The sequence below is a fragment of the Sulfuricurvum sp. genome (genome assembly GCF_028681615.1).
In the GTDB taxonomy this organism is placed as follows: Bacteria; Campylobacterota; Campylobacteria; order Campylobacterales; family Sulfurimonadaceae; genus Sulfuricurvum.
Genome location: NZ_JAQUHV010000003.1, coordinates 78,812 through 103,857 on the forward strand (window position 1 = coordinate 78,812; position 25,046 = coordinate 103,857).

20 protein-coding genes are annotated in these 25,046 nt (G+C 42.2%); 16 read left to right on the top strand and 4 right to left on the bottom strand.

Annotated elements, in window-relative coordinates:
• Positions 1-69: 69 nt before the first annotated feature.
• Complete coding sequence (locus tag PHE37_RS05060; protein ID WP_299995992.1) at positions 70-528, top strand: YcgN family cysteine cluster protein; 459 nt, start codon at positions 70-72, stop codon at positions 526-528.
• Here the strand turns inward: PHE37_RS05060 and PHE37_RS05065 are convergent.
• Positions 512-763, bottom strand: a complete 252-nt coding sequence (locus PHE37_RS05065; RefSeq protein ID WP_299995994.1) for an EscU/YscU/HrcU family type III secretion system export apparatus switch protein — start codon at positions 761-763, stop codon at positions 512-514. The genes PHE37_RS05060 and PHE37_RS05065 overlap by 17 nt on opposite strands.
• Positions 760-2,229 (bottom strand): flagellar hook-length control protein FliK, encoded by a 1,470-nt coding sequence (locus tag PHE37_RS05070; RefSeq protein ID WP_299995996.1) that lies wholly within the window; start codon positions 2,227-2,229, stop codon positions 760-762. Before PHE37_RS05070 ends, PHE37_RS05065 begins: the two co-directional genes overlap by 4 nt.
• Before the next feature lie 145 nt (positions 2,230-2,374).
• Here PHE37_RS05070 and PHE37_RS05075 point away from each other — a divergent pair, with 145 nt between their 5' ends.
• The 5 genes from PHE37_RS05075 (at position 2,375) to PHE37_RS05095 (ending at position 9,336) form a co-directional block, all read left to right on the top strand.
• Complete coding sequence (locus tag PHE37_RS05075; RefSeq protein WP_299995997.1) at positions 2,375-3,184, top strand: phosphate/phosphite/phosphonate ABC transporter substrate-binding protein; 810 nt, start codon at positions 2,375-2,377, stop codon at positions 3,182-3,184.
• 3 nt (positions 3,185-3,187) lie between these two features.
• Positions 3,188-6,121 (top strand): ATP-binding protein, encoded by a 2,934-nt coding sequence (locus PHE37_RS05080; protein WP_299995998.1) that lies wholly within the window; start codon positions 3,188-3,190, stop codon positions 6,119-6,121.
• Positions 6,118-7,413 carry a diguanylate cyclase gene (locus PHE37_RS05085; RefSeq protein ID WP_299996000.1) on the top strand — a complete coding sequence of 432 codons (1,296 nt, stop codon included), beginning with the start codon at positions 6,118-6,120 and terminating at the stop codon, positions 7,411-7,413. The genes PHE37_RS05080 and PHE37_RS05085 overlap by 4 nt, the downstream gene beginning before the upstream one ends.
• Positions 7,414-7,552: 139 nt before the next feature.
• The gene (locus tag PHE37_RS05090; RefSeq protein WP_299929136.1) at positions 7,553-7,807 is read left to right on the top strand and encodes a hypothetical protein; all 255 of its coding nucleotides are present in this window, start codon (positions 7,553-7,555) and stop codon (positions 7,805-7,807) included.
• Positions 7,804-9,336, top strand: coding sequence for an AarF/UbiB family protein (locus tag PHE37_RS05095; RefSeq protein ID WP_299996002.1), 1,533 nt, complete (start codon positions 7,804-7,806; stop codon positions 9,334-9,336). Before PHE37_RS05090 ends, PHE37_RS05095 begins: the two co-directional genes overlap by 4 nt.
• A gap of 2 nt (positions 9,337-9,338) precedes the next feature.
• On the opposite strand, the gene PHE37_RS05100 is transcribed toward PHE37_RS05095, so the two are convergent.
• Positions 9,339-10,202, bottom strand: a complete 864-nt coding sequence (locus PHE37_RS05100) for a hypothetical protein (protein ID WP_300008268.1) — start codon at positions 10,200-10,202, stop codon at positions 9,339-9,341.
• 184 nt (positions 10,203-10,386) lie between these two features.
• On the opposite strand from PHE37_RS05100, the gene PHE37_RS05105 reads away from it, so the two are divergent.
• From PHE37_RS05105 to PHE37_RS05150, 10 genes are all read left to right on the top strand, one after another.
• Positions 10,387-11,418: an HD-GYP domain-containing protein gene (locus PHE37_RS05105; protein ID WP_299993823.1), complete on the top strand. Its 1,032-nt coding sequence runs from the start codon at positions 10,387-10,389 to the stop codon at positions 11,416-11,418.
• A 141-nt stretch (positions 11,419-11,559) separates the two neighbouring features.
• Complete coding sequence (locus tag PHE37_RS05110) at positions 11,560-12,618, top strand: cache domain-containing protein (protein WP_299993824.1); 1,059 nt, start codon at positions 11,560-11,562, stop codon at positions 12,616-12,618.
• On the top strand, positions 12,615-14,453 hold the full coding sequence (locus PHE37_RS05115) for a diguanylate cyclase (protein ID WP_299993825.1): 1,839 nt from the start codon (positions 12,615-12,617) through the stop codon (positions 14,451-14,453). The genes PHE37_RS05110 and PHE37_RS05115 overlap by 4 nt, the downstream gene beginning before the upstream one ends.
• 56 nt (positions 14,454-14,509) lie before the next feature.
• Positions 14,510-15,763 (top strand): MgtC/SapB family protein, encoded by a 1,254-nt coding sequence (locus PHE37_RS05120; protein ID WP_299993826.1) that lies wholly within the window; start codon positions 14,510-14,512, stop codon positions 15,761-15,763.
• Positions 15,764-15,853: 90 nt separating this feature from the next.
• Complete coding sequence (locus PHE37_RS05125; protein WP_299993827.1) at positions 15,854-17,371, top strand: response regulator; 1,518 nt, start codon at positions 15,854-15,856, stop codon at positions 17,369-17,371.
• Positions 17,361-18,122: an MBL fold metallo-hydrolase gene (locus PHE37_RS05130; RefSeq protein ID WP_299993828.1), complete on the top strand. Its 762-nt coding sequence runs from the start codon at positions 17,361-17,363 to the stop codon at positions 18,120-18,122. Before PHE37_RS05125 ends, PHE37_RS05130 begins: the two co-directional genes overlap by 11 nt.
• A gap of 200 nt (positions 18,123-18,322) precedes the next feature.
• Positions 18,323-19,615: a DEAD/DEAH box helicase gene (locus PHE37_RS05135; RefSeq protein WP_299993829.1), complete on the top strand. Its 1,293-nt coding sequence runs from the start codon at positions 18,323-18,325 to the stop codon at positions 19,613-19,615.
• A gap of 88 nt (positions 19,616-19,703) precedes the next feature.
• Positions 19,704-21,968 (top strand): diguanylate cyclase, encoded by a 2,265-nt coding sequence (locus tag PHE37_RS05140; RefSeq protein WP_299993830.1) that lies wholly within the window; start codon positions 19,704-19,706, stop codon positions 21,966-21,968.
• 27 nt (positions 21,969-21,995) lie between these two features.
• On the top strand, positions 21,996-22,589 hold the full coding sequence (locus tag PHE37_RS05145; protein ID WP_299993831.1) for a CheB methylesterase domain-containing protein: 594 nt from the start codon (positions 21,996-21,998) through the stop codon (positions 22,587-22,589).
• Positions 22,586-23,347, top strand: coding sequence for a CheR family methyltransferase (locus PHE37_RS05150; RefSeq protein WP_299993832.1), 762 nt, complete (start codon positions 22,586-22,588; stop codon positions 23,345-23,347). Before PHE37_RS05145 ends, PHE37_RS05150 begins: the two co-directional genes overlap by 4 nt.
• Here the strand turns inward: PHE37_RS05150 and PHE37_RS05155 are convergent.
• Positions 23,344-24,948 carry a methyl-accepting chemotaxis protein gene (locus PHE37_RS05155; protein WP_299993833.1) on the bottom strand — a complete coding sequence of 535 codons (1,605 nt, stop codon included), beginning with the start codon at positions 24,946-24,948 and terminating at the stop codon, positions 23,344-23,346. The genes PHE37_RS05150 and PHE37_RS05155 overlap by 4 nt on opposite strands.
• Positions 24,949-25,046: the final 98 nt, after the last annotated feature.

Below are 25,046 nucleotides of genomic sequence, written 5' to 3' on the forward strand. Positions count from 1 at the left end.
TTATCCTCATCATATCCAAATAACGGTTCGAATAGAGGATTTTAACCCCGATTATGCTATTTTTCCGTTATGAAACAACAAGAAACCGCCCCCTTTTGGGAAACAAAAACCCTCGAAGAACTGACCCCTGTCGAATGGGAAGCACTCTGTGACGGATGCGGGCTGTGCTGTCTGAACCGTCTGCAGGATGAAGACGACGATACGGCTCCCATCTATTTGACACGTGTCGCGTGCCATTGTTACGATATTAAAGCAGGAAAATGCAGCGATTATGAGAACCGTTTTAAACGGGTAGAGGGGTGCATGGGGCTCAATGTCGAACGTGCGGCCCAGTATGATTGGCTGCCTGAAACGTGTGCGTACCGCTTGCGCCATCTGGGCAAACCGCTTCCCTCATGGCATCCGCTGATCACCAAAGATCCCCTTTCGGTTCGCCCGTACGGGATGCATGCGTTGGATCCGATTTTGGAAAGTGATGACATCGAGTTGGAAGATTATATCGTCGATGAGGTTATCGAGGATTCGTGATTTTGTAGATAAAACTAAACACTTCCGCCACTGCGAGGTAGAGCTTTTCCGGAACTTCACGGTCCAGCTCCACTTTGCTCAACATCTCTACTAAATCTTCATCTTTTTTGATCGGCAGGTTGTGAAGCTCGGCGATTTTGATAATGTTTTCGGCAGTGACCCCTTGCCCTTTTGCGACGACGCGGGGGGCGTTTTCTTTTGCCGGATCATAACGCATTGCGACCGCTTTTTTCATACTTTCACCTCAAAGCCCAGATCGGAACCGTTTGTGTCGCTGCCATAGGTCTCTTTCAACGGAGATTGTGTCTCTTTCATTTCAAAAACCCGTATCGCTCTGGGGGTTAATCCGGCATCGATGAGCAAGGACCGCAGGGTGCCGATATTGTCATGAATAAGGGTTTTGAGTTCCGGTTTTTCGGTATGGGCCTGGATTTCCAGCTGGTTACCCTCATACAGTGCCATCATCAGATTCAGTTCTCCGTACTCTTTTAGGCGGAGATTGATTTCGCAGTAAAATTTTTTGTCCGAGGTTTTTTTAAACGCCATAGAGCCCTCTTCGAGCTGATCCCATGCGAAAGGGATGTAGATGGAGTTCGACGACCCGATATAGGAAGTGATTTGGTGATAATCGATTTGGGCTAAGAGTTTGTCGGTTTGTTCCAGCAGTTTCGGAGCATTCGGATCACTTGATTGGGTGAGCTCTTCGCGCAAAGAGAGGAGATTGGATTTCAGATCATTTTCCATCGATTCTTTGAGAAACGTGTCTGTAACCAGTGTTTTGGGATCGGTGAATGCATCCAGTTTCGTGATAATTTGAGAGAGTTCCTGGGTGATGTTTCCTTCTTTAACGGCACTTTTGAGATTCTGGGTAAATGTCTTCAACTCTTCGCTCGGGGCATTATCCAAATTTTTGAGGAGTTTTTCGATGGAATCGAGCAACGTATTCGTATCGGAGGCATTGCTGGATAAGAGGGTTCCGTAAAGCTGTGAAAGGGCCGTCTTGATCTCCTGCACGGCACTGAGCTGATCGAGCTTTTGGGCTAGGGCGGAGACCTCTTTAGAATACAGCGGATCACTTTTGGAGATCAGTGTGTGGAGATTTTCGGTTACTTTTTTCAGTGTATCGGTCAGGACGAGGGCACTTTTTAAGTCGTGTGACGCTGTAGAGAGAACAGGGCTTTCCAAAAGGGTTGAAATCTGTTGATGAAGGGCTTTTGCCTCATTCAGGGGGCTTTTTGTGAGAAGAGTGCGAAGCTGCTCAAAGGTTTGGGTCAGATCAGGTATTTTTTGCAATGCGGCGGCAAATTTGGACTCCATGAAAACCCCGCTGGAAGCCATCTGCGTTTTAAGCGTTTTGCTGTCAATAAGATCGATATTTTTGAGAAATTTTTCCATCACGGCGATTTTAGGGGAGAGATCGGGAGATGTTTTGAGCTCTTTGAGAAGCGATTGCAGATTATCGGTGAGGCTCCCCATATTTTTAAATGCGGCAGAGTTTTTTAATATATCGAGCAATACGGCATCCGATTTTGTTGCGGTGATTTTATCCTGAAAAACCGAGGTGAGGAGGGATTTGATATCTTTCCCCTCTTTGAGCTGTGAGAGCTGTTCAGGGGTGGCATTTTTGATCGCCTCGGCTAGGGCTTTATTTGTATTGGGCAGGATGATATTGAGCCGGGCATCGGTGTTTAGATTGATCATACTGAAAATAATAACACAGATTCTGTTTTTATAAAATTGTTGAAATGAATATTATAAAAAATTATTGCAAAAGAGGTCAAAAATGTTTTGAAAATGAAAGAAGACTGCTATAATCTTTTCATTCAGCTCCTTTAAAAGGAACCATATGCGCACTCTTATCACTTTGTTTATCAGCACTGTTTTGATCGTTTCCCTTGAAGCAAGAGTATTGGTATTCGGTGTCGTTCCCCAGCAAAGTCCGATTGAATTAATAAAAGATTGGCAGCCTGTGATCGCCTATCTCGAAAATGTTACGGGTGAAAAAGTAGTACTCAAAATTGAGCGTTCTATTCCCGAATTTGAGAAAGTACTCTATAGCGGCGGATATGACATCGCCTATATGAATCCTTACCATTATGTGCTTGCCCATAAGCGTCAGGGGTATACTGCCGCAGTCAAAGATGAGAAAAAAGTTGTCGGGATTTTAGTCGTCCGCAAAAACAGCGGGATCAACGACGTCTCTATGCTCAAAGGCAAACAGTTTCTTTTCCCTGCACCCGACGCGTTTGCCGCGACACTGCTGACAAAATATGAGTTGTTAAAGAAATACGGGATCGATGTAAACGGAGAAAAGAAGTATCGTTATGTTAATTCGCATGATTCGGTTTATAAAGGTATTGCAAGGGGGGTAGGTGATGTGGGAGGCGGTGTTGAACGAACCTATAACAGCCTTGATGACCAAGAAACCAAAGAATCGCTCACCATTTTGTACAAAACGAAAGGGTATCCCAGCCATCCGATAGCATTTAACCCGTCTCTCCCCGCCCATATCAGAACAAAGATAACAAAAGCACTGTTGGAGATGCCCGTACAACTGGTCACATCGATCAATATGAAACATCTTGTTGCAGTGGATGACACATCGTATGACGAGATACGGGATATCGCGGTCGCACTTCCGTTAACACAAGACTAAACTATGAAACTCTCATTTCGATATCGCTTTATTCTCTCGTTTTTAAGTATAGAGATTATTTTTATATCGTTAATCGTCTTTTTTAATTTTTCCTCACAGGCCAAATTATCCCGCGCTCTCATCGATGAAAAAATTCAGACGGGGATAACCCTTTTCGCCGAAATGGCAAAAACACCTTTGGCGGTTTACGATCTCGGTACGCTTGATGATCAAGCCGAAAGTTTCGTACATTTAAAAAATGTTGTTGCACTCCAAGTTTACGATAACCAGCAGAGAGTTATTTCCCATGCAACGTCGGATCCGACGCTTGATCTTGACACTTTCACAGACGCATCAAATGATATCGTGCGGGGGGATAGAGCCTTTAGGCTGAAAATTTTTCCGATTGCCATAGATGGCGAAGTGCTTGGAAAAGCGAAAATTTTGTTTGAGATTACCGAAAGCCTGCATGCGATCGAGAAAAACAGATATTTGACGTTTTTACTCATCTTGATTGAGATCAGTATCAGTTCGTTCGTCGCATATATTATCGGTAGAAAACTGACGAATGCTTTGAATGATCTGACTTCGTATGCTCAAAGTATTGCGCAAGATGATGACGCAGATGCGATGGAAATCGGGACCAAAGGGGATGAAATATCGGTTCTCTCCGATACGCTGTACCTCATGCAGCTACGCATCACTGAACGTAATACAAAATTGAATGAAGCCGTCAAAAAGCTTAAGGAAGACATCGTTCAACGAAATGAGCTCGAAAATAAACTGATTTATGAAAAAAGTATCAATAAAACATTGGTAGACAGCGCCAATGCCATCATTGCGATTATCGACCGTCACGGAGTCATGATCAATCTTAATCCGTTTGGTGAACGTTTCTGCGGATATAGCCAGGAAGAGGTGGCCTCCGAACCTTATTTCTGGGCCCGTTTTTTGCATCCGGAAATGCAGGATAAGGTATTTGGGATCATACAAAATGCTATTGACGGAAATATAACCGAAAGCTTTCAAAACTCATGGACATCCAAAGAGGGCGAAGAGAGGATATTTGAATGGTCGAATGCCCTGGTTTTGGATGAAGACGGAGAGATGCAGTATGTAACGACTATCGGGCTTGATATTACAGAGCAGAGGGAACGTCAATTAGAACTCGAAAAAGCAAAAGAGGCGGCTGAAGCGGCGGCAAAAGCAAAATCGGATTTCTTGGCCAATATGTCTCATGAAATCAGGACTCCGCTTAATGGGATCATCGGTTTGACCGAATTGGTTCTGAACACCGAATTAGAGCCAAAGCAACGAGATTTTCTGGAAAAATCGAACATATCGTCTCATGCATTATTGGACGTTATCAATGATATCCTCGACTACTCAAAAATCGAAGCGGGCAAATTCGATTTGGAATATAAACCTTTTGACCTTAACAGTGTAATGAATAACATTATGAGTCTTTTTGAATTTCAGGCACACCGAAAAGGGGTGGCTCTAACTTTGGATGTCACTATCAAAGAAAGCGTCATGATCGGGGATGCTTTGCGTTTGACCCAGATTCTGACCAATCTGGTCGGAAATGCGGTTAAATTCACCGAATCCGGGACAATCACGATTCATGTTATTCAAGTAGATGATAATGAGGAGTGTTATACCCTGAAGTTCAGTATCGAGGATACGGGTATCGGGATGAATCTGGAGGCACAAGGGAAACTCTTTCAGGAATTCTCTCAAGCCGATACGTCTATTACGCGCCAATTCGGCGGGACAGGGCTGGGGCTGGCCATTTCCAAACAGCTTGTGCAGATGATGGACGGGGATATCGGAGTAGAGAGTGAATCAGGGGTCGGAAGCACCTTTTTCTTTACAGTTAAATTCGGAAAGATGAAATCATTGCCGTATCAGCCATCAGATGAAAAAATACTGATCAGTAAGGAGAGTTTGAACGGTCTGCGGGGTGCGCGTATTTTATTGGTAGAGGACAATAAAATCAACCAGGTTGTCGTAACGGGAATCTTGGAAGATATGGAGATTATTGTCGATGTCGCCGCAAACGGGATGGAAGCACTAAACCGGGTCGCAACAACGCTTTATGATTTGATATTGATGGATTTGCAAATGCCGGTAATGGACGGTTTCGAAGCGACTAAAGTGATCAGGGCCATCCCTGAGTATAAAGAAGTTCCGATTATAGCTTTGAGTGCCGCCGTAATGCAAAAAGATAAAGAGCTGACTTCGGATGTCGGTATGAATGCGCATCTCTCCAAACCCATCAACAGCGATTTGTTGATTGAAATGTTAGTTCGATGGATAGAACCGAAGCAGCGTCTTGTCACAGAGAGCAAAACGATAAATAAAGCGGGTAATACATCGGAGAGCTTTGAAGGGATTGAGGGGATTAATACTAAAGAGCTCCTTGAGCGGATCGGAAATGATACCGAACGGATAAAACGGTATTTACTCTATTTTTGCGACGAATATGAAATGATCGATTCCAAACTTACCCCCGAAATGACAGAAACGGAATCATTTAAACACACGATACATACATTAAAAGGGATCAGCGGGAATCTATCGATGGAAAAAATATTTGCACTCTCCGGAGCAATCGAATCGTCAAATGATTCGGAGCAAATTAAATCACTGATGCCGCAGCTTTTTGAATCGGTAGGAAAAATGGTTCGGGATATACGAACTTATTATCAGGATAACGTTTCGGCTGTATCCGATACCATCTATAGTGAGGAAGAGATTGCAGAATTTATGGAGAGACTCATAATAGATTTGGAACACTCTTCCATTATCCAGGAAGAAAGAATGACAACACTGGAGAATATGTTATATACTATCTGTAAGGAAGATGTACGTCAACAAGTTATTAAGCATTTGCGCGAGTATCAATACGATGAAGTATTAGTAATACTTCGAAACATATTAGGTTCCATGAAATGAAAGAAAATACTAAACAAAAAGTTTTAATGGTTGACGATGAACCGTTGAATATTTCGGTAGTGGCGGAAATACTGTTCCATAAATACGACCTTATGGTCGCAACCAATGGTGAAAAAGCTCTCCAAATCATCACTTCGGAGACAAAACCCGATCTCATATTACTCGATATTTTAATGCCGGGAATGAATGGATTTGAAGTGGCAAAACGGATCAAAGAGAATCACAACACCAGCCATATCCCTATTATCTTTTTGACTGCGAAACATGATAATGAAAGCATTGTAAAAGGATTTGAACTCGGTGCTGCAGATTATGTTTCAAAGCCGTTTCAAAAAGAAGAGCTGCTCGTCCGTCTCAAGAATACCTTGCAAACGTTTAATCTCCGGAATACGTTAAACCGCGCCTTGGAAAAGAGCCAATCGTATGCAAAAACCATCGAAAAACAAATGGCGCTCATCGATAAAAATATCATCATTTCTTCCACCGATTTAAATGGAAAAATCACCGAAGTCTCAGATGCGTTTTGCAGAGTATCAGGATTTAAAAAAGAACAGCTAATAGGCAGTAATCATCGAATCGTAAGACATCCCGAGACGAAAACGGCGAAATTCGTAAAATTATGGGAGACCATCACGCAGGGGGAAACGTGGTGCGGAGAGCTCAAAAACAGGGGTAAAAACGGCTCTTTTTATTGGTTGGATACAATGATTTATCCAATCTTTAACGAGTTGGGCGAAAAGATCGGATACACCGCAATAAGCCAAAATATCACCGATAAAAAGCGGGTTGAAGAACTCTCCGTTACGGATCAGTTGACACGGCTGCATAATCGCATGTATTTAGAAAACAGTTTTCATAGGGAAATAAAACGTTCAAAACGCTACAACTACCCTTTTTCCGTCATTATGCTGGATATCGACAATTTTAAAGAGGTAAATGATACCTACGGGCATGATGTCGGAGACCGCGTATTGATTGCGATCTCGGCCATATTGTCGGGGCATATACGGGAAACGGATATCCTCGGACGATGGGGCGGTGAGGAGTTTTTAATTATCTGCCCTCATACAAACGTTTCGGATGCATCGGTTCTGGCAGAAAAATTGAGAAGCTCCATTGAAGAATATCCGTTTGAAACCCTAGGCCATAAGACATGCAGTTTCGGTATATCCGAATTTGATTTAAAAGATGATGATTACAAAGAGGTGAGTAAAAGAGCGGATGAAGCCCTTTATTCTGCCAAAAAGAATGGTCGAAACCGTGTCGTTGTATTTGAATCCATGCACGAATAAATCGAGGTTTAAACTTTTCCCATTCACGATACCGTTTTAAAAATATTGCCTAACTTAGAGTTGGAAATTGGTAGAAAAAGTATACCGATTTGTATGATTTTTGCTCTATACTTCTCTATTACTCAACAGGAGAGACACCATGCTAAAAGAGTTGTTTTATACGGGAATGGGCGGAGCGTTATTGTTAAAAGAACGGGTTGAAGAGGAACTCAAAAAGCTCGAAGAGAAAGGGAAACTCAGTGCTACGGATTCCAAAAGCTTCTTGGAAGGGTTGAAAACACGGGGCGAAGATGAAGAGAAACGGGTGAAAGAAGAACTGAAAACTGCAATCAAAGAGGTGATTGAAGAACTCGGCATTGCTACGAAAAAGGATATTGAAGCGTTACGAGGGTGAATTCTTTGTATTCGCCGTATCGTCTTTGGAGTGTATTCCGGCTCTTACTGTCGTTTTATCTGCTGCTGAAAAAGAGGGAGCATTTTTTAGGAATTCCCCCCCTTACTCCTGAGAAGCTGGCAGTAACAATCACGGAATTGGGGGCAAGTTTTATCAAACTGGCTCAGGTATTGGCGACCCGAAACGATTTTTTCGATGAAGCGTATTTAAATGCGCTCAAAACACTGCATGATGATTTGCCTCCTATGCGTTCCACCGCATATGAGAGGGTGATGGCAAAGGCGTTTCCTACTCTTCCGTTTGTCCGTTTTAATCCACAGCCTATCGCATCCGCATCGATCGGTCAGGTACATGAAGCGTGGCTGGATGAAGATACCAAAGTAGCGGTAAAACTTCGGCGTGAAGGGATCGAAAAACGTGTTCGTGCGGATATTCGGATACTCTCAATCTTTAACCGACTCTTTAAACCTCTCTTTTCCCATACGACCCGCCATTCCATCGAATCGGTCATCGCCGAATTTTCGACAATGATCGTCCAAGAGTGCAGTCTGAATCAGGAACGGATGAATTTGGAAAAATTCTCTCTCATGTATGCAGATGCGGGGATCATTTTTCCGAAAAGCTACGGAGCGTTCAGTTGTGACGATGCATTGGTGATGAGTTTTGAAGAAGGGTGGCGGTTTGATGACCGCGCCAGTATCCTATCACGCGGTTTTGACATCAAATCCCTAATCGATAAACTGGTACGGTTTTACACTGATCAAATGCTGGTCAAAGGGTATTTCCATGCCGACCCTCATCCGGGGAATCTGCTGGTCAATCCGGAGGGCAAACTCGTATTACTCGATTTCGGGATGGTGAAACGGGTGCCGAATGATACCCGTATCGCAATTATCGAACTGATCCGTGCCGCGAACGAGCGGGATTTCGAAGGGTATGTGAGTGCCGCAAAACGATTGGGGACGGTAGCGTACGATGCTCCCGCGGCAGAACTTGCCGAGTTTACGGAACGGATGTTCGATATTTTCGGAAATGATGCCCTCGATAGCGGAAGTATGCAAAAACTGGCTTTTGAGGTATTGGAGCAAACCCGAAACCTCCCCTTTAAACTCCCGCAAGAGGCGATCTATATTCTGCGTGTGAGTGCCATCGTCGAAGGGCTCGGGACAACGTATATCGAAAATTTCAACGGCATCAAAGACATTCTCCCGATTCTGCAGCGTAATATTCCCCGGGCGTTGGGGATGAAAGAATCGATCTTCGAGGCGTTGATCGATGAGATCAAACATATTCCCGACGATATAGCTGCGTTTCGTCATCTGATCCGCAGAGCAAGCAAAGGGGAACTGCAAGTGGAACTCTCACCGCAGCAATATGAGCTGATGAAAAAAGAGTTGCGGGATGCAACTGCACCTCTTTATATTGCACTGGTTTTACTTTTGGGAGCAGTCGGGTCATGGATGGCAGGAATGAGCGAGATTGCCTATATCCTATTGGGTGCTGCTATGATGCGGCTTTGGTATCGATAGATTCACCCTTTGTTCTGCCGTGAGAGGTAGTTGTATATTCCAGTACCGACGATGAGCATTGTAACACCGACAATAAGATAAAAAGCATTGATGATTTTACTGTAGTCGTCCAGCACGATTTTAAAGACGGCCATCAATGATTCGATTGAAAGTGCGATGATAATGGAAGTGAGAAACTTGCTGAGTGCTTTACTTTGCACATCGTTTCCGTATTCGAGTGATTTATATAAAACCTCGTTCTCAATCATTGTTTTGGCCAGATCATAAATCGCCAGCCCGATTGTAATCGAGATGATAGAGGTAAATATCTCGTGCATTACCTCGTTTTGCAGATGCGATGCAAAAAGCATAGCACCAAAGATATAAGCACCGTACAAAATCAAAAAGACAGAAACAATCCCCAGTAACGAACCTCCCAACCCCATAACTATTTTATTGATTTTTTCGACAAAACTGTTATGCTCAATAAGGCGAAGATCTTCCAAGAGTTTGAGCATATCGAAATCGGCAACAAGATAGCCGCTCTCTTCTTGTTTTACCGCTGTAAGTGTAGGACGTCCGGTCATATGATGGAGATACGGGTTACTGATGTGAATCGGTTCATCTACAAAACTGACCCACTTGAAATAAAATGACTTATCGGCTCCTTGTCGGCTCTCGTCATCTTCTTTTCTACCGTAACTGGGCGTAGACTGGATAAATTTTGCAGATACAGCATAAATAATTTCTGCGGCTTTTTCAAACTCAAAAAAGCGTTTCATATCATTACGCTCATGTGAGATCGGATGAAAGCTTCCTAATGAAGTGCGCAGATAAAATTGGATGGTATTTTTATGCTCCGTATAGATCGTAATAACCCGTTTCATTGAAGACTCCTCTATATGAGTTTTCAGTGTATGTTGTACATCTCTTTGGATTAAGAACAATACGGAATAGTAAGATAGGAAAGAATTTTAAGGTTAAACACCGATGAAAAGGCGCTTTTCATATAATTTAGTCTTAATATTGAATAGATGATAATTGTACATATATGTAAAAGGTGTTGAGAATTTGAAGAGAGTAGTCCGAAGAGTTATAAACCATAAATACACAGCTGTCAATCCGAATATATTAATTGTAGGCAGTGTTATTAATTTTGATTGCTTTATCAAGCGATTTGGGGATTATGTCATCATTATTGAAGCCGGAACATTGATTACTTCCGAACTTGCCCATATCATTAATCAGAATCAGGATATTTATATTGCCGTACACGATATGGAAAAAGTAAAGGTGTATAAAACACAATTCGGTGAAGATGAACATAGTAAAGAGTTAAATCAAATTCGAAGTGTAGAAGAAGCGATGCACTCTATGTTTGCCGTTAAAGAAGAACTGAAAGAACTTAAAAGTTTAGAAAAACAGATTACAAAAGCATATCAAAGAACAGTTGATCTAATGGAAGCAATTTTCAATGAAAAAAGTGAAACACTCCCTTTGAATGCATTGTTCGTTGCTACAGAAGTATTGGTTGATTATTTATATAGCGAAGAGATCAATGTTATGCCTATCGTTTTGCCGTTGATGCCGCACGAATACAGTACGCATCATCACAGTACGAATGTCGCTGTTTTTTCAATTATTCTCGCTAAAACACTCGGTTTGCCGAAAGCAGATTTACTGGACGTCGCGTATGCCGGATTGCTTCATGACATCGGAAAAATTCGGATAGATCGGTTCATACTGCTTAAACCCGCTTCGTTGGAAGATGATGAATACGAATTAATTAAACGTCATTCGGAATACGGTTTTGAGATTCTCCAAAACAACGGTATAACGAACCGAAAAATATTAGACGGTGTCCGATTTCATCATGAAAAATTAGACGGCAGCGGATATCCTGAAAAATTGCGGGGAATACGTATACCGAAATTTGCCCGTATAATCGGTATGTGTGATGTTTTTGATGCCTTGACCACACGCCGTACATACCGTTCGAACTATAGCACCTATGAAGCACTTATGCTTATTAAACAAGAGATGGCGGAGCAGTTCGATGTCCGTTATACGGATACCTTTATTCGTCTATTAGCATCTCGATAGGCAGAATATTGCCGATTTTTGTTGAAATTCTTTTCGTCTGAAGAGAGTTTAATAATATTCTTGTTTTATTATGTGTTTCTTTTTATCTTTAGGAGTATAATAAAGTAAGGTAAGAATATAAATAAATTTTTTGGTGAAGAGATGAAGCACTCTACAAACTTACAGCGTATCATACAAGCTCTGTCAGGACAGGGCGATCACCTTTCCAATTCTTTAGCGCGCCGTTTTTTGATTTTTGTATCGATGGCAGTTTTTATCCTTGCCGTTGCGACAGAATTATTCGTCTTTCAACAGCATCAACTGGTTTTAGAAAAACGATTCGAAACCCATATGGATGAGGTTCAAAACGGATTTAAAGTTTTGCTGGACAAACATGCAGCCGCTATGGCTGTGACGCTTCATTCAATCGTTAATGACAGTACGGTCAAAAAAGCACTGATGGATAATGATCGTAACCGTCTTTTGTCGGATTGGGAAAGTGTCTTTAAGCGAATGAAAAAAGAAAATCAGATTACCCATATGTATTTTCTTGATAAACACCGAGTCTGTTTACTGCGTGTGCACAAACCCGAAAAACGGGGAGACATGATTAACCGTTTTACTGCTTTGGAAGCGGAATGGACACGTAAGCCTTCATCCGGAATTGAAGTCGGACCGATGGGTACCTTTACTCTTCGGGTCATTCAGCCGGTGTTTGAGGGCAAAGAACTGATAGGATATGTTGAGCTGGGCAAAGAGATAGAAGATGTTGTTTCTCCTCTACATGAATTCATGCACAATGAGATGGCAGTAGTGCTTCATAAAGAGTATCTCAATCGCCAGGGATGGGAAGAGGGGATGGCAATGCTCAACCGTCAGGTATTTTGGGATCAGATGCCGTATGATGTCGTCATTTATACTTCGCAAGGCCGGTTGCCGGATCCTTTTGTTTCGACAATAATGCAGCAGCATGCCGATCATCTTCGAGATCACAAAGTTTTGTATAACGGCAGTCCATGGATGGTATCGATAATGCCGATCAAAGATGCTTCAGGCAAAGAGGTCGGTGATTTGGTCATTATGAACAATATAATGGCAGAAGAATCTAAAGTGAGCCGTTTTGTTGTACGAAACATCCTCGAAGGTATCGTATTTTTAGGGCTGTTTTTTAGCATTATCGGGCTCTTGTTGCGTCGAATTGATAGAAGTGAAAAAAAATGAAGACGAATCGTTTAAAAAGCAAAATATTGCTCACTCTTGTAAGTGTTATTCTAGGTGTTGCAACGATTGTCACCCTTTATAATATTATCCATGATAAAGGACAAAATGATCTCCGTATGGAAGAAGCATATCAAAATGTCCGTCTAAACTATGAAGAGAGCATTTATGAGACCGTACATTTTTATACAGCGCGTGCCCATTCCAATTTAAATTCTCCCGGGGTAATGGATGCCATTCTCTCCCGAGATCACGACCGATTGTATCAACTCATTCTGCCTCGTTGGAAAGTTATTTCGCATGAGAACTCCTCCTTGGTTGTTATGCAGTTTCACAATGCGGACGGAACCTCTTTGTTGCGAATGCATCAACCCGACGTGTTCGGTGACCCGATAGCTTTACAGCGTCCTATGGTTGCGTACATTCATAAACACCATACACTCGTGTATGGGTTCGAGGAGGGGCGGCAGGGGCTTGCATTACGGATACTGGTCCCTATTCTCAATCAGGGAACGTATGTAGGTGCAGTTGAATTCGGTTTGTCTACTCCATTTATAATCGATAAAATCCATCGACATACCGGATACGACGCTTTTTTCCTCATAAAGGAAAAGATTCTGGGTACTTTCTCGCATGTTGACCGCTATCTTGCCGTCGGCGAATACCGGGCAATCGATGTAGACCCGGAACTGGTCCCTTTGGTCAAACTGTATCAAAGCAAGTACGATCGTCTCCAAGACACCATAATCAAATATAAAAATCAAACGTTTGCGATTACAACCGTTCCCGTAAACAACTATCTTAATCAGCCTATCGGTGCCATCATATTTGTCCATGCCGCGCCTGATTTTTGGGAACATGTTCTCCAAATGGTGACGGCTACAGGGCTGATAGCACTAATAATGATGGGTATATTAGGATGGCTGATCAGTCGCTTGTATGATTCTATCAGTACTCAAATGAATTTTCAGCAGATGTATAATCAGACAATTCTTGATGCGATCCCTTCACCTGTGATTGTAACCGACGGACACCAGCTTGTTGCTGCGAATCAAACTTTTTTAGCCTATTTCCATTACGAAAGCGTCCTTGATTTTAAACGGGATCATGCCTGCGTCTGCGATTATTTTGAAGAAGGTGATACACATGATTATCTGATGCCGATGCTGAATGAACAACGTTGGACCGATTATGTCAGCGACCATCCTCTAATAAATCATAAAGTAAAAATCACCATAGATCATAAGACGACAATCTTTGATGTAAAGCTCTCCGTTTTGCGATTTCAAGAAGAGAAACGCTATGTAGTTATTTTTACCGATATCTCGTCGATGCAATCGATCTCGATGACCGATCCGTTGACCGGTATTGCCAATCGTCTTCATTTTACCATGGTTTACGAGCATGCAATCAATGTAGCGTTCCGCGAGAAAAGACCGCTTGGGGTTATATTTTTCGATATTGATTATTTTAAACATATCAATGATAAATATGGGCATTTAGCCGGCGACAAGGTTCTAAAACATATTTCCCAAGTTGTCAGTAAACGACTTCGTAAAAGCGATATTTTTGCACGCTGGGGAGGCGAAGAATTTGTTGCATTGCTTCCTGATACTTCTTTAGAGGAGTCTTACCAGATAGCTGAAACACTCAGACAAACGATCGAAGCGGAAAATTTTGAGATAGCCGGAAAAATTACGTGTTCATTCGGTGTTGCAATGCTGGAAGAAAATGAATCCGCCGATATGTTGTTGAAACGTGCGGATGAACTTTTGTATGAAGCAAAAGCAAGCGGACGCAACCGAGTCATCCGGCAGGAATTAAGAGAGACACATTAATAAGATAAGGCTATAATTGCTCTAAGACGTTTGAAATAATTTTCAAAGGAAACGGAATGGATGAATTGTTTGTCCAAAACAGTGTTTTAGCATTGATACTCGGTTTTATCATTGGATTAGAGCGTGAAATGCATACGATTTATGCGCAAAAAAAGAGAGACTTCGGAGGCTCTAGAACGTTTTCCATGATCGCATTGCTGGGGTTTCTTTCCTCTTGGTTCTCTTCGTTTATTCCCCATTTTTTTCTTGTTGTTACCGCTATCATCGGGCTTTTCCTCATCAGTACCTACATCGTCAACAGTATCGATAATACCGATAAAGGTTCAACAACCGAGTTTTCGGCTTTAGTGACATTTTTGATCGGGGCCATGCTCACTTTCTCAACGCCGATGCTTTCTGTTTTTATGGCCATTATCGTGCTGTTTGTCTTGAATCTAAAAGATAAAATCCAAGAGTATGAAAAAACGATTGCAAAACACGAACTCAATGCTGCGGTTATGTTTATGATGATGACCTTTGTGATACTGCCGATTCTGCCTGATCGGGCTATCGATCCGCTCGGCTTGGTCAACTTCTATCGGATATGGATTATGGTTGTTCTGGTGGCGGGGATTTCATTTTTCGGCTATATTATGATACGTTTTTTCGGTGCGACGCACGGTATCGGTGCGGCAGGACTTTTCGGCGGACTCATTTCCTCAACTGCTGTAGCGATGAATATGGCCAGACGTCTCAATGAGAACGGTTTTTTTGCCAAAAATTTTGCTATCGGGATTACATTGGCTTCATCGATGATGCTTATCCGTGCCGGGGTAGAGATATGGGTCATTAATCCTCCTCTGGCACGCGCATTTTTGATCCCGATACTTTTAGGGAGTCTCAGCGGATACGGATATATAGGATATCTATACGTCACCACAAAACGTGAAAAGATCTCGCAGGATCTAAAATTTAACAATCCGTTCGATCTAAAAGAGGCGTTAATGATGGGATTGATATTCGGTGCGACATTAGCGGTTATAGGCATCGTCAATCGCTACATGGGCGATATCGGAGTATTGGCCGCTTCATTCGTTTCCGGCTTCGCCGATGTAGATGCGATTATCCTTTCGTTATCGACATTATCCAAAACGACTCTAAACCCGTTGACTGCCCAGTATGCCATCATCATTGCCATTGTCAGTAATACGCTGACGAAGATGGCCCTCGTGCTGATCTTAGGGAAAATGGTACTGTTTCGATTGGTTTTCCTATATTATCTTATTGCTATCGGAACGTTTACAGTAGCGGCTTATTTTACATTGGGATAAAGAGCATTATTATAAGGAGTTTTAATGTTATATGAATCGGTTTTAAGAGTTGTTTTGCTATTCTCTACGCAAAGATAAAGGATAATATAAATGGTTGAACCCGGCGTATTAAAACAGTTGCGAAGCATTTTGCAGCCGTATGTTTTATTATATGTTGAAGATAATAAAATGCTAAACACGCAGGTCACTATTTTGTTCAAAAAAATATTTGAAACGGTTTATACGGCGTATGACGGAGAAGAAGGGCTATTACTTTTTAAAGAGCATCATCCGAGCATTGTCATTACTGATATTGAAATGCCGAAAATGGATGGCCTTGCAATGTCAAAAGCCATAATGAAGATTGATCCCGAAGTAAAAATAATTGTCACTACGGCACATGACGATGCAAATCTGCTTCATCAGGCGATCCGTATCGGTGTATTTGATTATCTGATTAAACCGATGCGCGTAGAGATGCTTGCCAAAACACTCGCACGTTGTGCCCATGTTCTCAAAGAAGAACTCCATCGCAAAATTTTTAACGCCAATTTGCATTCTATTTTTAATTACCAGAATAGCCTTACCCTTTTGTTGCAAGGTCAAAATGTCGTTATGGCAAATCAGCCGTGTCTCGAATTTTTTGCGGTAGAGAGCGTCGAAATGTTACGCAAAAATTTTGTCTCTTTTGGAAGCATGCTGCTCAAACACAACGGATTTTTATACAATCATGACGGGTATGAGTGGTTTAACGAAATCTCTACAAATCTCGGTAAATTATATAACGTCAAAATTGCGGCCAGTGACGGAGATCATCACCATTTTATTCTCAGATATCAGAGTATCCCGGATCGAGAAGGGTATGGGGTACTTACACTGAACGATGTGACGGAGCTGGGGCTGTTAAAACTCTATGATGCCAATGCCGTCGAACAGGAACGTTTGCTCCAAGATGAGAAAATGGTATACGGGCTCTTGGAAATGGCAATGCTTAACGGAGCCAAAATCCGGGCCCATAATCTTTATAAAGGACTGAGCATCACAAACGATGCCCTTATTACATCGCTCAATCATCAGGAAGCTACACTCCAAACCCCTTATGTCCAACTCAAAGCAATGCAGCTTGAGGAGGAGTTTTATCTTACTTCCGAGTTATTCCCGGTAACGATTTTATGCACAGGAATTATTCGGATTGATTTTGATGAACAACGAGTTTATTTTAATCACTACCGAATGGTTCAAACCTCACCGACTCGAAGGGCGGCCATCCGTGTGATTCCGGATTCGAGCTTAACGATCACCTTATTGTATGAGGGGCATAAATATGATGCGGAGATCATAGTAATGGATATTTCGATAAATGCGGTGCGCCTTCAGTTACCGTCTCTGCCTGCAGGATTTGAGCCTAAACAGTCTGTCGTGTTGGATATGGTATTTGCTACACCTCCTCGTCCGACAATTATCAATTCATCTGCAGAGGTGTTCCGTATCAAAGAGAATCAGCGTAGTTACGAGGTGGTATGCAAGTACGATCTGCATGGTCAGGCACAAAAAAATATTATCGACTATATTGCGAAACAGCAAATGGTCTTAATCCGCGAATTTAAAGGAATGCAATATGAAAAATGAAACGCTGCTTTATGAAGATGACAGCCACAAATGTGTGATGTTCAGTCTCGAAGATGAAGAACATAAGGATCACTCTCTCTCGGTCAATCAGTTTTTGATCATTCAGCATGAGAGTGCTATTTTGATCGATCCGGGGAGCGGTGGAATATTCGGCGAACTGTACGATGCCGTAGCACGACATATCGATCCGAGTAAGATCAAGTTTATCTTTTTTTCGCATCAAGATCCTGACGTTGCCGGTGCTATTGCAGAATGGAGTGTCGCCACATCGGCAAAGCTCATAATGTCACAGTTGTGGACCCGTTTTATGGGACATTACGGTTTGATGGATATGGGACGGATTATCGCACTTGAAGATCATGGCGCGCGAATTAAATTCGAGCACGATTTTTTACAATTCATACCGGCTCATTTTCTCCACAGTCCGGGGAACTTTTCACTCTATGACAGCCGTTCTAAAATCCTTTTTTCCGGTGATATCGGCGCAGCTGTCCTTTCTCCTCAAAATCTGAATAAAAATGTAGATGATTTTGAAGAACATCGTCCGTTTTTAGAGAGTTTTCATGGACGTTATATGGCGGCAAACCAATTTTGCCGGGCATGGGTGAAATGTGTACGGAAATATGAGATTTCTATGATAGCACCTCAGCACGGTTCATTGTTTAAAGAAAAAATGGCACAACACTTTTTGGAATGGTTTGAAAAAGTTGAGGGGGGGTATGAGCATTGCGAGGAACTTTATGGGTGTTGATGGCTGAAAGTTCCGTTGTAATAACGAAATACAGGGCTTATCGAGTAAGAGTATGGTAAAATGCCAAAATTATCTGCGCCTACGGTTGGCGCCGCTACGAACTTGCGCTCAACTGCACTTTTCACCCTATTTTTTCCCCTTGCCTAAAACCGTCCTGAGTTACGACTTTGGTTGGGCCGAACCACCAAAGGAATACCTTTATGACATTTACCGATTTAAATCTAGTCGAGCCGTTGCTCAAAGCCATTCATGATCAAGGCTATACGATTCCCACTCCCGTTCAGGCACAAGCGATCCCATGTATTTTAGAGGGGCGCGATATGCTTGCCGGAGCACAAACCGGTACGGGTAAAACTGCAGGATTTACGTTGCCGTTGCTGCAAATTCTCAGTGCTCAAAAAAACCCGAAAACGCATCGAAAAATTCGTGCGTTAATCCTTACTCCGACACGTGAACTTGCAGCACAGGTAGGTGAGAGCGTCAAACTCTACGGAAAATATCTCCCTCTTAAAAGTGCCGTTATTTTCGGCGGTGTGGGGATAAATCCTCAAATTACAATGCTGCGCAACGGGATCGATATCCTCATCGCTACACCGGGCCGTCTGCTCGATCATGTAGGGCAGGGTACGGTTGATCTCAGCGGAGTGGAAGTTTTCGTCCTTGACGAAGCCGACCGTATGCTTGATATGGGATTTATACGCGATATCCGCCGTGTCATTACCATCCTCCCGAAAAATCGTCAAAACCTTCTTTTTTCGGCAACCTATTCGGATGAGATCAAAACATTGGCAAATACTTTGCTTCGTAATCCTGCCGAGGTTGAAGTGGCACGTCGAAATACTTCGAGTGAGTTGGTTAAACAAAGTGTCATTCTTGTCGATTGCAAACGCAAAAGCGCATTGCTCGGAGAAATGATCGGAAAACATAAATGGGAACAGGTTCTCGTCTTTACCCGTACCAAACACGGTGCCAATAAACTGACTGAATACTTCCAAAAAATCGGGATCACTTCCGCAGCGATTCACGGTAATAAAAGTCAGGCTGCACGGACAAAAGCACTCGATGATTTTAAACGCAGTTCGGTAAGAGTCCTCGTTGCAACTGATATTGCCGCACGCGGGATCGATATTGATGCACTGCCTCATGTCGTTAATTTCGAACTCCCGAACATTGCAGAAGACTATGTCCACCGTATAGGTCGCACAGGCCGCGCGGGATGTGAGGGGGAAGCCATTTCACTGGTATGTGTCGATGAAGCCGATTACCTCAAAGGGATCGAAAAATTGATTAACAAAAAGCTTGATAGCCGCATTATAGAAGGGTATGAACCGGATCCTTCGATCAAAGCAGAACCGATTCAACGGGGCCGAGGCGGTGCAGGCGGAGGTGGAAACCGTGGAGGAAACGGCGGAGATCGCGGTGGAAAACCGACACAAAAACGAGACAGCGGACGGCATGAACCGAAACGTCGCGATAACGATCGACGACATTAAATCAAATTATTTCGCAATAAGGATAACTTTTATCTTTAGCGTTGTACAATAAAATAAATACTCTTTGGAAAAGATTGTCGGAGTGAGATTGATACGGGTTTTCCTTTTTCTACTTATAAGCATAACGAGCGTTCTAGAGGGGAGTACTCTGGAAAAAGTCTCTGTTCAGCTTGATTGGAAATATCAGTTTGAATATGCAGGTTATATTGCAGCAAAAGAAAAAGGATATTATCGCGATGCCGGACTGGATGTCGAATTGCGTGAATATCGTGAAGGGACGGATGTCGTCACTGACGTTTTAAATCGAAAAAGCAACTACGGTATCTATAACAGCAGTATTGTTGTGGATAACGGAAAAATCAAACCGATTATTGTGATGGCAACCTATTTACAACATTCTCCTTTGGTACTCATTACCCGAAAGGGGATTGATAATCCGGCTGCTTTAGTCGGAAAAACAATCATGGTAACCCAAAATGAACTCAAGCACAGTTCACTGTCGCTTCTCTTATCTCATTTCGATATCACCTCACGTAATGCCCGTTTTGTCGATCAGACATTCAGTATCGATCCTTTTGTCCGGGGTGAAGTTGATGCAATGAGTGCGTATCGTTCTAACCAGCTTTATTTTCTCGATAAGATGCAGATACCTTATGAAATCATTGATCCGGTGGAATACGGATTTATTATGAATGCCGGAAATTTATTCACTTCACAAAAAGAAGCGATCGAATATCCCCAAAGAACACAGAAATTTATCGATGCCACGAATCGTGGATGGGAATATGCGATGCAGCACCCTGGAGAAATGATCGATATTTTGATTCAGAAATATCACGTACCGAAATCTTCTGAGGCTCTTGCATACGAATCCAAAGTGATTCAAAAATTAATGATGACCGATTTGTACACTATCGGAGAAACCAATGAAGAGTTGACAACCCGTTTGTATAAACAGCTTATACGGGCGGGTATAATACGTGAGGATCAGCAACTCGGACATTTTTTATTCCGTGATATTGCAGCCGCTTCAACGAACAGTATTCAGCTCACTGCAAATGAAAAGCTCTACCTTCTACAAAAGAAAAAATTGTTGATGTGTACTGACCCGGAATGGTATCCGTTTGAAGCGATTCGTAATGGACAACATATCGGGATTGCCGGGGATGTCATTAAAATATTCGAACAAAAGATCGGGATCTCGATCACACTTGTTAAAACGACTTCATGGGATGAGTCGTTACGTTTGGCTAAAAATCGGCAGTGTGATATTCTTTCATTGGCTTCTGCAACTCCGAGCCGTTTAAAATATATGAATTTTTCTACCCCCTATATTACACTTCCAATCGTTATGGCGACGACTATGGATAAACCGTTTACCGGGGATATTGCAACACTTACGCATCAAAAACTGGGTGCTGTAAAAGGGTATGCAATTACGGAAAAACTAAAAACACTTTATCCTGAACTTGAAATTGTTGAAGTTAAGACGATAACTGAGGGACTCCGTAAAGTAGAAAACGGAGAGATATATGGATATATCGATAATCTCATCGTGATTTCTGCGTATATTCAAAAAGAATACACCGGTGTCTTAAAAGTTTCGTCTCGTCTGGATGATAAAGTTGAACTTGCAATAGCGACCCGTAATGATGAGCCTGTATTAGGGGATATTTTCCAGAAACTTGTCAATCAGCTTGATGATTCTATGATGCAGAAGATTTATAACCGTTGGACATCAACGATAGAACAGGTAGCCTGGATAGATCAGAAAGTTGCTTGGAAAATTTTTGCTGTTGTTTTATTGGGAATCTTAGCATTTATGTGGAGATATTATATTCTTAAGAGATATAACGTCAAGCTTCTTGAACTGTCAGTGACCGATAAACTCACAGGATTGTATAATCGACAAAAAACGGATGAAAAGCTGGGCGAAGAACAGCGGAAAGTGGATCGCTATCCAGACTACCTCTGTAGTATTATGTTAATTGACGTCGATTATTTTAAATCGGTGAACGATCGGTACGGTCATCAGACCGGAGACACTGTTTTACGGCTGCTTGCTCATATTTTCAAAACAGCCCTTCGTGAAACCGATGTAATTGGACGATGGGGAGGAGAAGAGTTCATTGTTATTCTTTCTCATACGTCGAGTGAGCAGGCGAGTATTGTTGCCGAAAATCTTCGTCAGACGGTAGAAACATATCCTTTTGATTTGGATCAGCCTATTACGATCAGTGTCGGTATCGGAAGACTTAAACAGTCTCAGTCCGTCCATGAAAATATTGCGTATATCGATGAAGCTCTGTATGAAGCTAAAAAAAGTGGACGTAATAGAGTATGTACAGGATGATTTCAAATCATAGATTAAATGGGTGATATGAAAGCTCTGACTAACGCGAAAATCATTTTAATCGGAGCCTCTACCGGGGGGCCAGGTATAATTGAAAAGCTAATCACCGCATTGCCTCGAAACTTCTCCGTGCCTGTATGCATCGTACAGCATTTCCCCTCTGAACTAACTCCCTCATTTGTTGCACGGCTTCAAACCTGTACCTCCAATCGTGTAGTTGAATCCGTAGACGGATTGATTTTAGAAGCGGGAATGATGGTTGTGGCAAAAGGGGGTGTCCATCTGGGCTTTAGTGTCGGTGACGATAGACGGCCGATAATACGCCAAAGCATGAATGGAATTCGACATGATTTTATACCGAGCGTAGATGTAATGATGCTCAGTGCTGCAGAGGTATATGAACCCAACTCCATTTTATCCATTCTTCTTACCGGTATTGGAGATGACGGGGCTGATGGGATGGTACAAATCAAAACCTTAGGGGGACTGAGTGTTTGTCAGGATGAAAAAAGTTGTGCGGTGTTCGGGATGCCGGGACGGGCGATTGAACGCGGCGGTGCAAATGCAGTCTTATCCGTGGATGAGATTATCGAAACGATCATACGGTTTGGTACGCGATGAAAGAAACCGTAATAACATCTCTTTTGGAACGGATACAAAAAGAGACGGGCATTGTTCTCTCCCGCCAAACGGACCGCGATAGAATTAGCCGATATCTCGATAACGGAGGCGAAATTCCGGGCTCCGCTGAGGTTCTTCCTGTCTCATTGATCAATCTTGTGACGACAAACGAGACCTATTTTGAACGTGAAGCACACCATTTTGATCGTTTGATCGAAGAGATTCTACCCAATTTAGACGCTCTTGATCCTCAAAAACCGATCCGTATACTCTCGGCTCCGTGTTCAAGCGGAGAGGAGAGTTATTCAATTGCATTACGATTGTCTGCCTCTTCGGTGAAATTTTCACGTCCCATTGAAATAATCGGTATTGATATCTCTGAAGAGATGATACAGAAAGCACGTAAAGGGGTCTATTCGCCACGATCGGTACATGCTTTAGGCCAAAGTGTACTGGAACGTTATTTTACTTGTGTGGACGGTTACTATCACATTCTCCCTTTTTCATCTCTAAGCGTTCGATTTGTATCCGGAAATGTATTTGATCCGGCGTTGTGGAATTCATTAGGGAGTTTCGATGTCATTTTTAGCCGAAACATGATGATCTATTTTGATTCGCTAAAAAACAGAGAACTGCTAAAACGGTTTAAGGAACATTTGAGAGGCTATTTGATCCTTGGACATGCCGATGATCATATGCAGGCAAAAGAGTTATTTACCCCTCTGCGTACAGAGCGAGGGGTAATTTATCATGTTTAGGTTCTAAAAACGGTGATTTGAGCGGTTAACTGCTCGGTCATCTGGTGCAGATGCTCTGCCGCTGCGGCAATCTCTTCGACACTGCGGGCATTTGAAGTGGACAGTTCATTGATATTACCGATTTTCTTGATGATCGATTCGGTAGTGGCTGCATTGTTTTGTGTATCGTTGGAGAGTTTTTCAATCGCATTGACAGTGTCAGCTAACGCTTCAACTGCAATTTCGGTATGATCATTTACTTCAGCCGATGCTTCTACCAAACTCTCGATACGTTTGGTATTGTGGTTCATTTGATCGGTAATGTCATTGATCGACTGGACAATGACATTGACGGTAGCATTCGTTTCGACGAGACTTTTTTGGGTTCGTTCAGCCAGTTTGCGTACTTCATCGGCAACGACGGCAAACCCGCGTCCGTGTTCTCCGGCCCGTGCCGCTTCGATTGCTGCATTAAGCGCGAGAAGATTGGTTTGATCGGCGATATCTGCGATAACGGTCAGAACCTGTTTGACTTGAGACGCTTCTTGGGAAAGTGAGTTGAGGCGGTCATTAATCTCTCCTTCCATTTGTACGGTAAGGGAAAGCTGCTCAATAGTGTTATGTAGAGCCGATTGTGCTTCTTGGAGATTTTCACGGGCACCGACCGCTTTTTCACGTACGATTTTTGATTCAGCGGCAGAAGCTTTCATCGTCTCTTTCATTTGATCGGATTCGGTTGTGGTTTGTGCCACGATTTTAGCTTCCGATTCTGCCGCTTTACCGATACTGAGTGTCGTAGCCGAAAGTTCGGCAGAGACAGAGAGATTTTCACTCGAAGCAGAGCGGATACCTTGGAATGCCTGACGGAGCATTTTTACGAGCTCATTAAGATTACGGCCCATTTGTGAAAGTTCATCGTTTCCTTCGACTTTAGCATCTTTAGTAAAGTCTCGATTTTTAGCCACTGCTTCTATCGTCTCTTCCAAACGTGAGATAGAATTCATGATATTTTGGATGAGTAAATAAAACATTCCCAGCATAAAAATTGCAATCACTGCGATAATAATTTCGATTGTTATTGCATTAGAATTAAGGGTTGCCAGATTTTTTTCTTGCATTGATTTTACTAATGACAAAATATCATTATTTAATGTATCATGTTTTACTTTTGCACCTTTGATAACTTTTTCGAATTCCTTCCCTTCTACTGATTCTTTAAAAGAAGCTGTAAAAATATTACTTTTGTATTGTGACATAATATCGATACGGGGTTTATTAAATTCATCCCATTTCTGAACATCAGATTTTAATTTTTCCAAGCGATCTTTATTCTCTTTTGAACGGGTAATAGCTGAAAGATCATCTAATGCTTTTGTTAATTTTTGAATTCTTGTATGATAGTTATCTAAGCTATTTTGATCAAAATGTATTTGATACCCCCGAATTTCCATCAATGCACCATTTGTGTGTGCCCGGATATCAGCCAGTAAAACCATTCTTTCGGCAGTTTTTATAGCATCTTTATTATTACTTGAAGCTAGATAGCCTAAGACTAAAAAAGTCGTAAAGCTTAGCGCCATTAAAGCGATCAGTTTACCTTTGATTGTAGAAAGATTAAACATATGTATCCTCTGTCCGAATTAATTGTTAAAGTATATCATAGACGATTAAGCTTCTGCTCAAAGATTCAAATAAATCGCTAGTCGAATCATCATTATTT

Coding starts and splice junctions, on each gene's coding strand:
- PHE37_RS05070 (WP_299995996.1), bottom strand. CDS start 2,229: ATGATCAATCTAAACACCGATGCCCGGCTCAATATCATCCTGCCCAAT.
- PHE37_RS05110 (WP_299993824.1), top strand. CDS start 11,560: ATGAAGCACTCTACAAACTTACAGCGTATCATACAAGCTCTGTCAGGA.
- PHE37_RS05085 (WP_299996000.1), top strand. CDS start 6,118: ATGAAAGAAAATACTAAACAAAAAGTTTTAATGGTTGACGATGAACCG.
- PHE37_RS05065 (WP_299995994.1), bottom strand. CDS start 763: ATGAAAAAAGCGGTCGCAATGCGTTATGATCCGGCAAAAGAAAACGCC.
- PHE37_RS05060 (WP_299995992.1), top strand. CDS start 70: ATGAAACAACAAGAAACCGCCCCCTTTTGGGAAACAAAAACCCTCGAA.
- PHE37_RS05090 (WP_299929136.1), top strand. CDS start 7,553: ATGCTAAAAGAGTTGTTTTATACGGGAATGGGCGGAGCGTTATTGTTA.
- PHE37_RS05115 (WP_299993825.1), top strand. CDS start 12,615: ATGAAGACGAATCGTTTAAAAAGCAAAATATTGCTCACTCTTGTAAGT.
- PHE37_RS05080 (WP_299995998.1), top strand. CDS start 3,188: ATGAAACTCTCATTTCGATATCGCTTTATTCTCTCGTTTTTAAGTATA.
- PHE37_RS05100 (WP_300008268.1), bottom strand. CDS start 10,202: ATGAAACGGGTTATTACGATCTATACGGAGCATAAAAATACCATCCAA.
- PHE37_RS05145 (WP_299993831.1), top strand. CDS start 21,996: ATGAAAGCTCTGACTAACGCGAAAATCATTTTAATCGGAGCCTCTACC.
- PHE37_RS05125 (WP_299993827.1), top strand. CDS start 15,854: ATGGTTGAACCCGGCGTATTAAAACAGTTGCGAAGCATTTTGCAGCCG.
- PHE37_RS05155 (WP_299993833.1), bottom strand. CDS start 24,948: ATGTTTAATCTTTCTACAATCAAAGGTAAACTGATCGCTTTAATGGCG.
- PHE37_RS05135 (WP_299993829.1), top strand. CDS start 18,323: ATGACATTTACCGATTTAAATCTAGTCGAGCCGTTGCTCAAAGCCATT.
- PHE37_RS05120 (WP_299993826.1), top strand. CDS start 14,510: ATGGATGAATTGTTTGTCCAAAACAGTGTTTTAGCATTGATACTCGGT.
- PHE37_RS05130 (WP_299993828.1), top strand. CDS start 17,361: ATGAAAAATGAAACGCTGCTTTATGAAGATGACAGCCACAAATGTGTG.
- PHE37_RS05075 (WP_299995997.1), top strand. CDS start 2,375: ATGCGCACTCTTATCACTTTGTTTATCAGCACTGTTTTGATCGTTTCC.
- PHE37_RS05150 (WP_299993832.1), top strand. CDS start 22,586: ATGAAAGAAACCGTAATAACATCTCTTTTGGAACGGATACAAAAAGAG.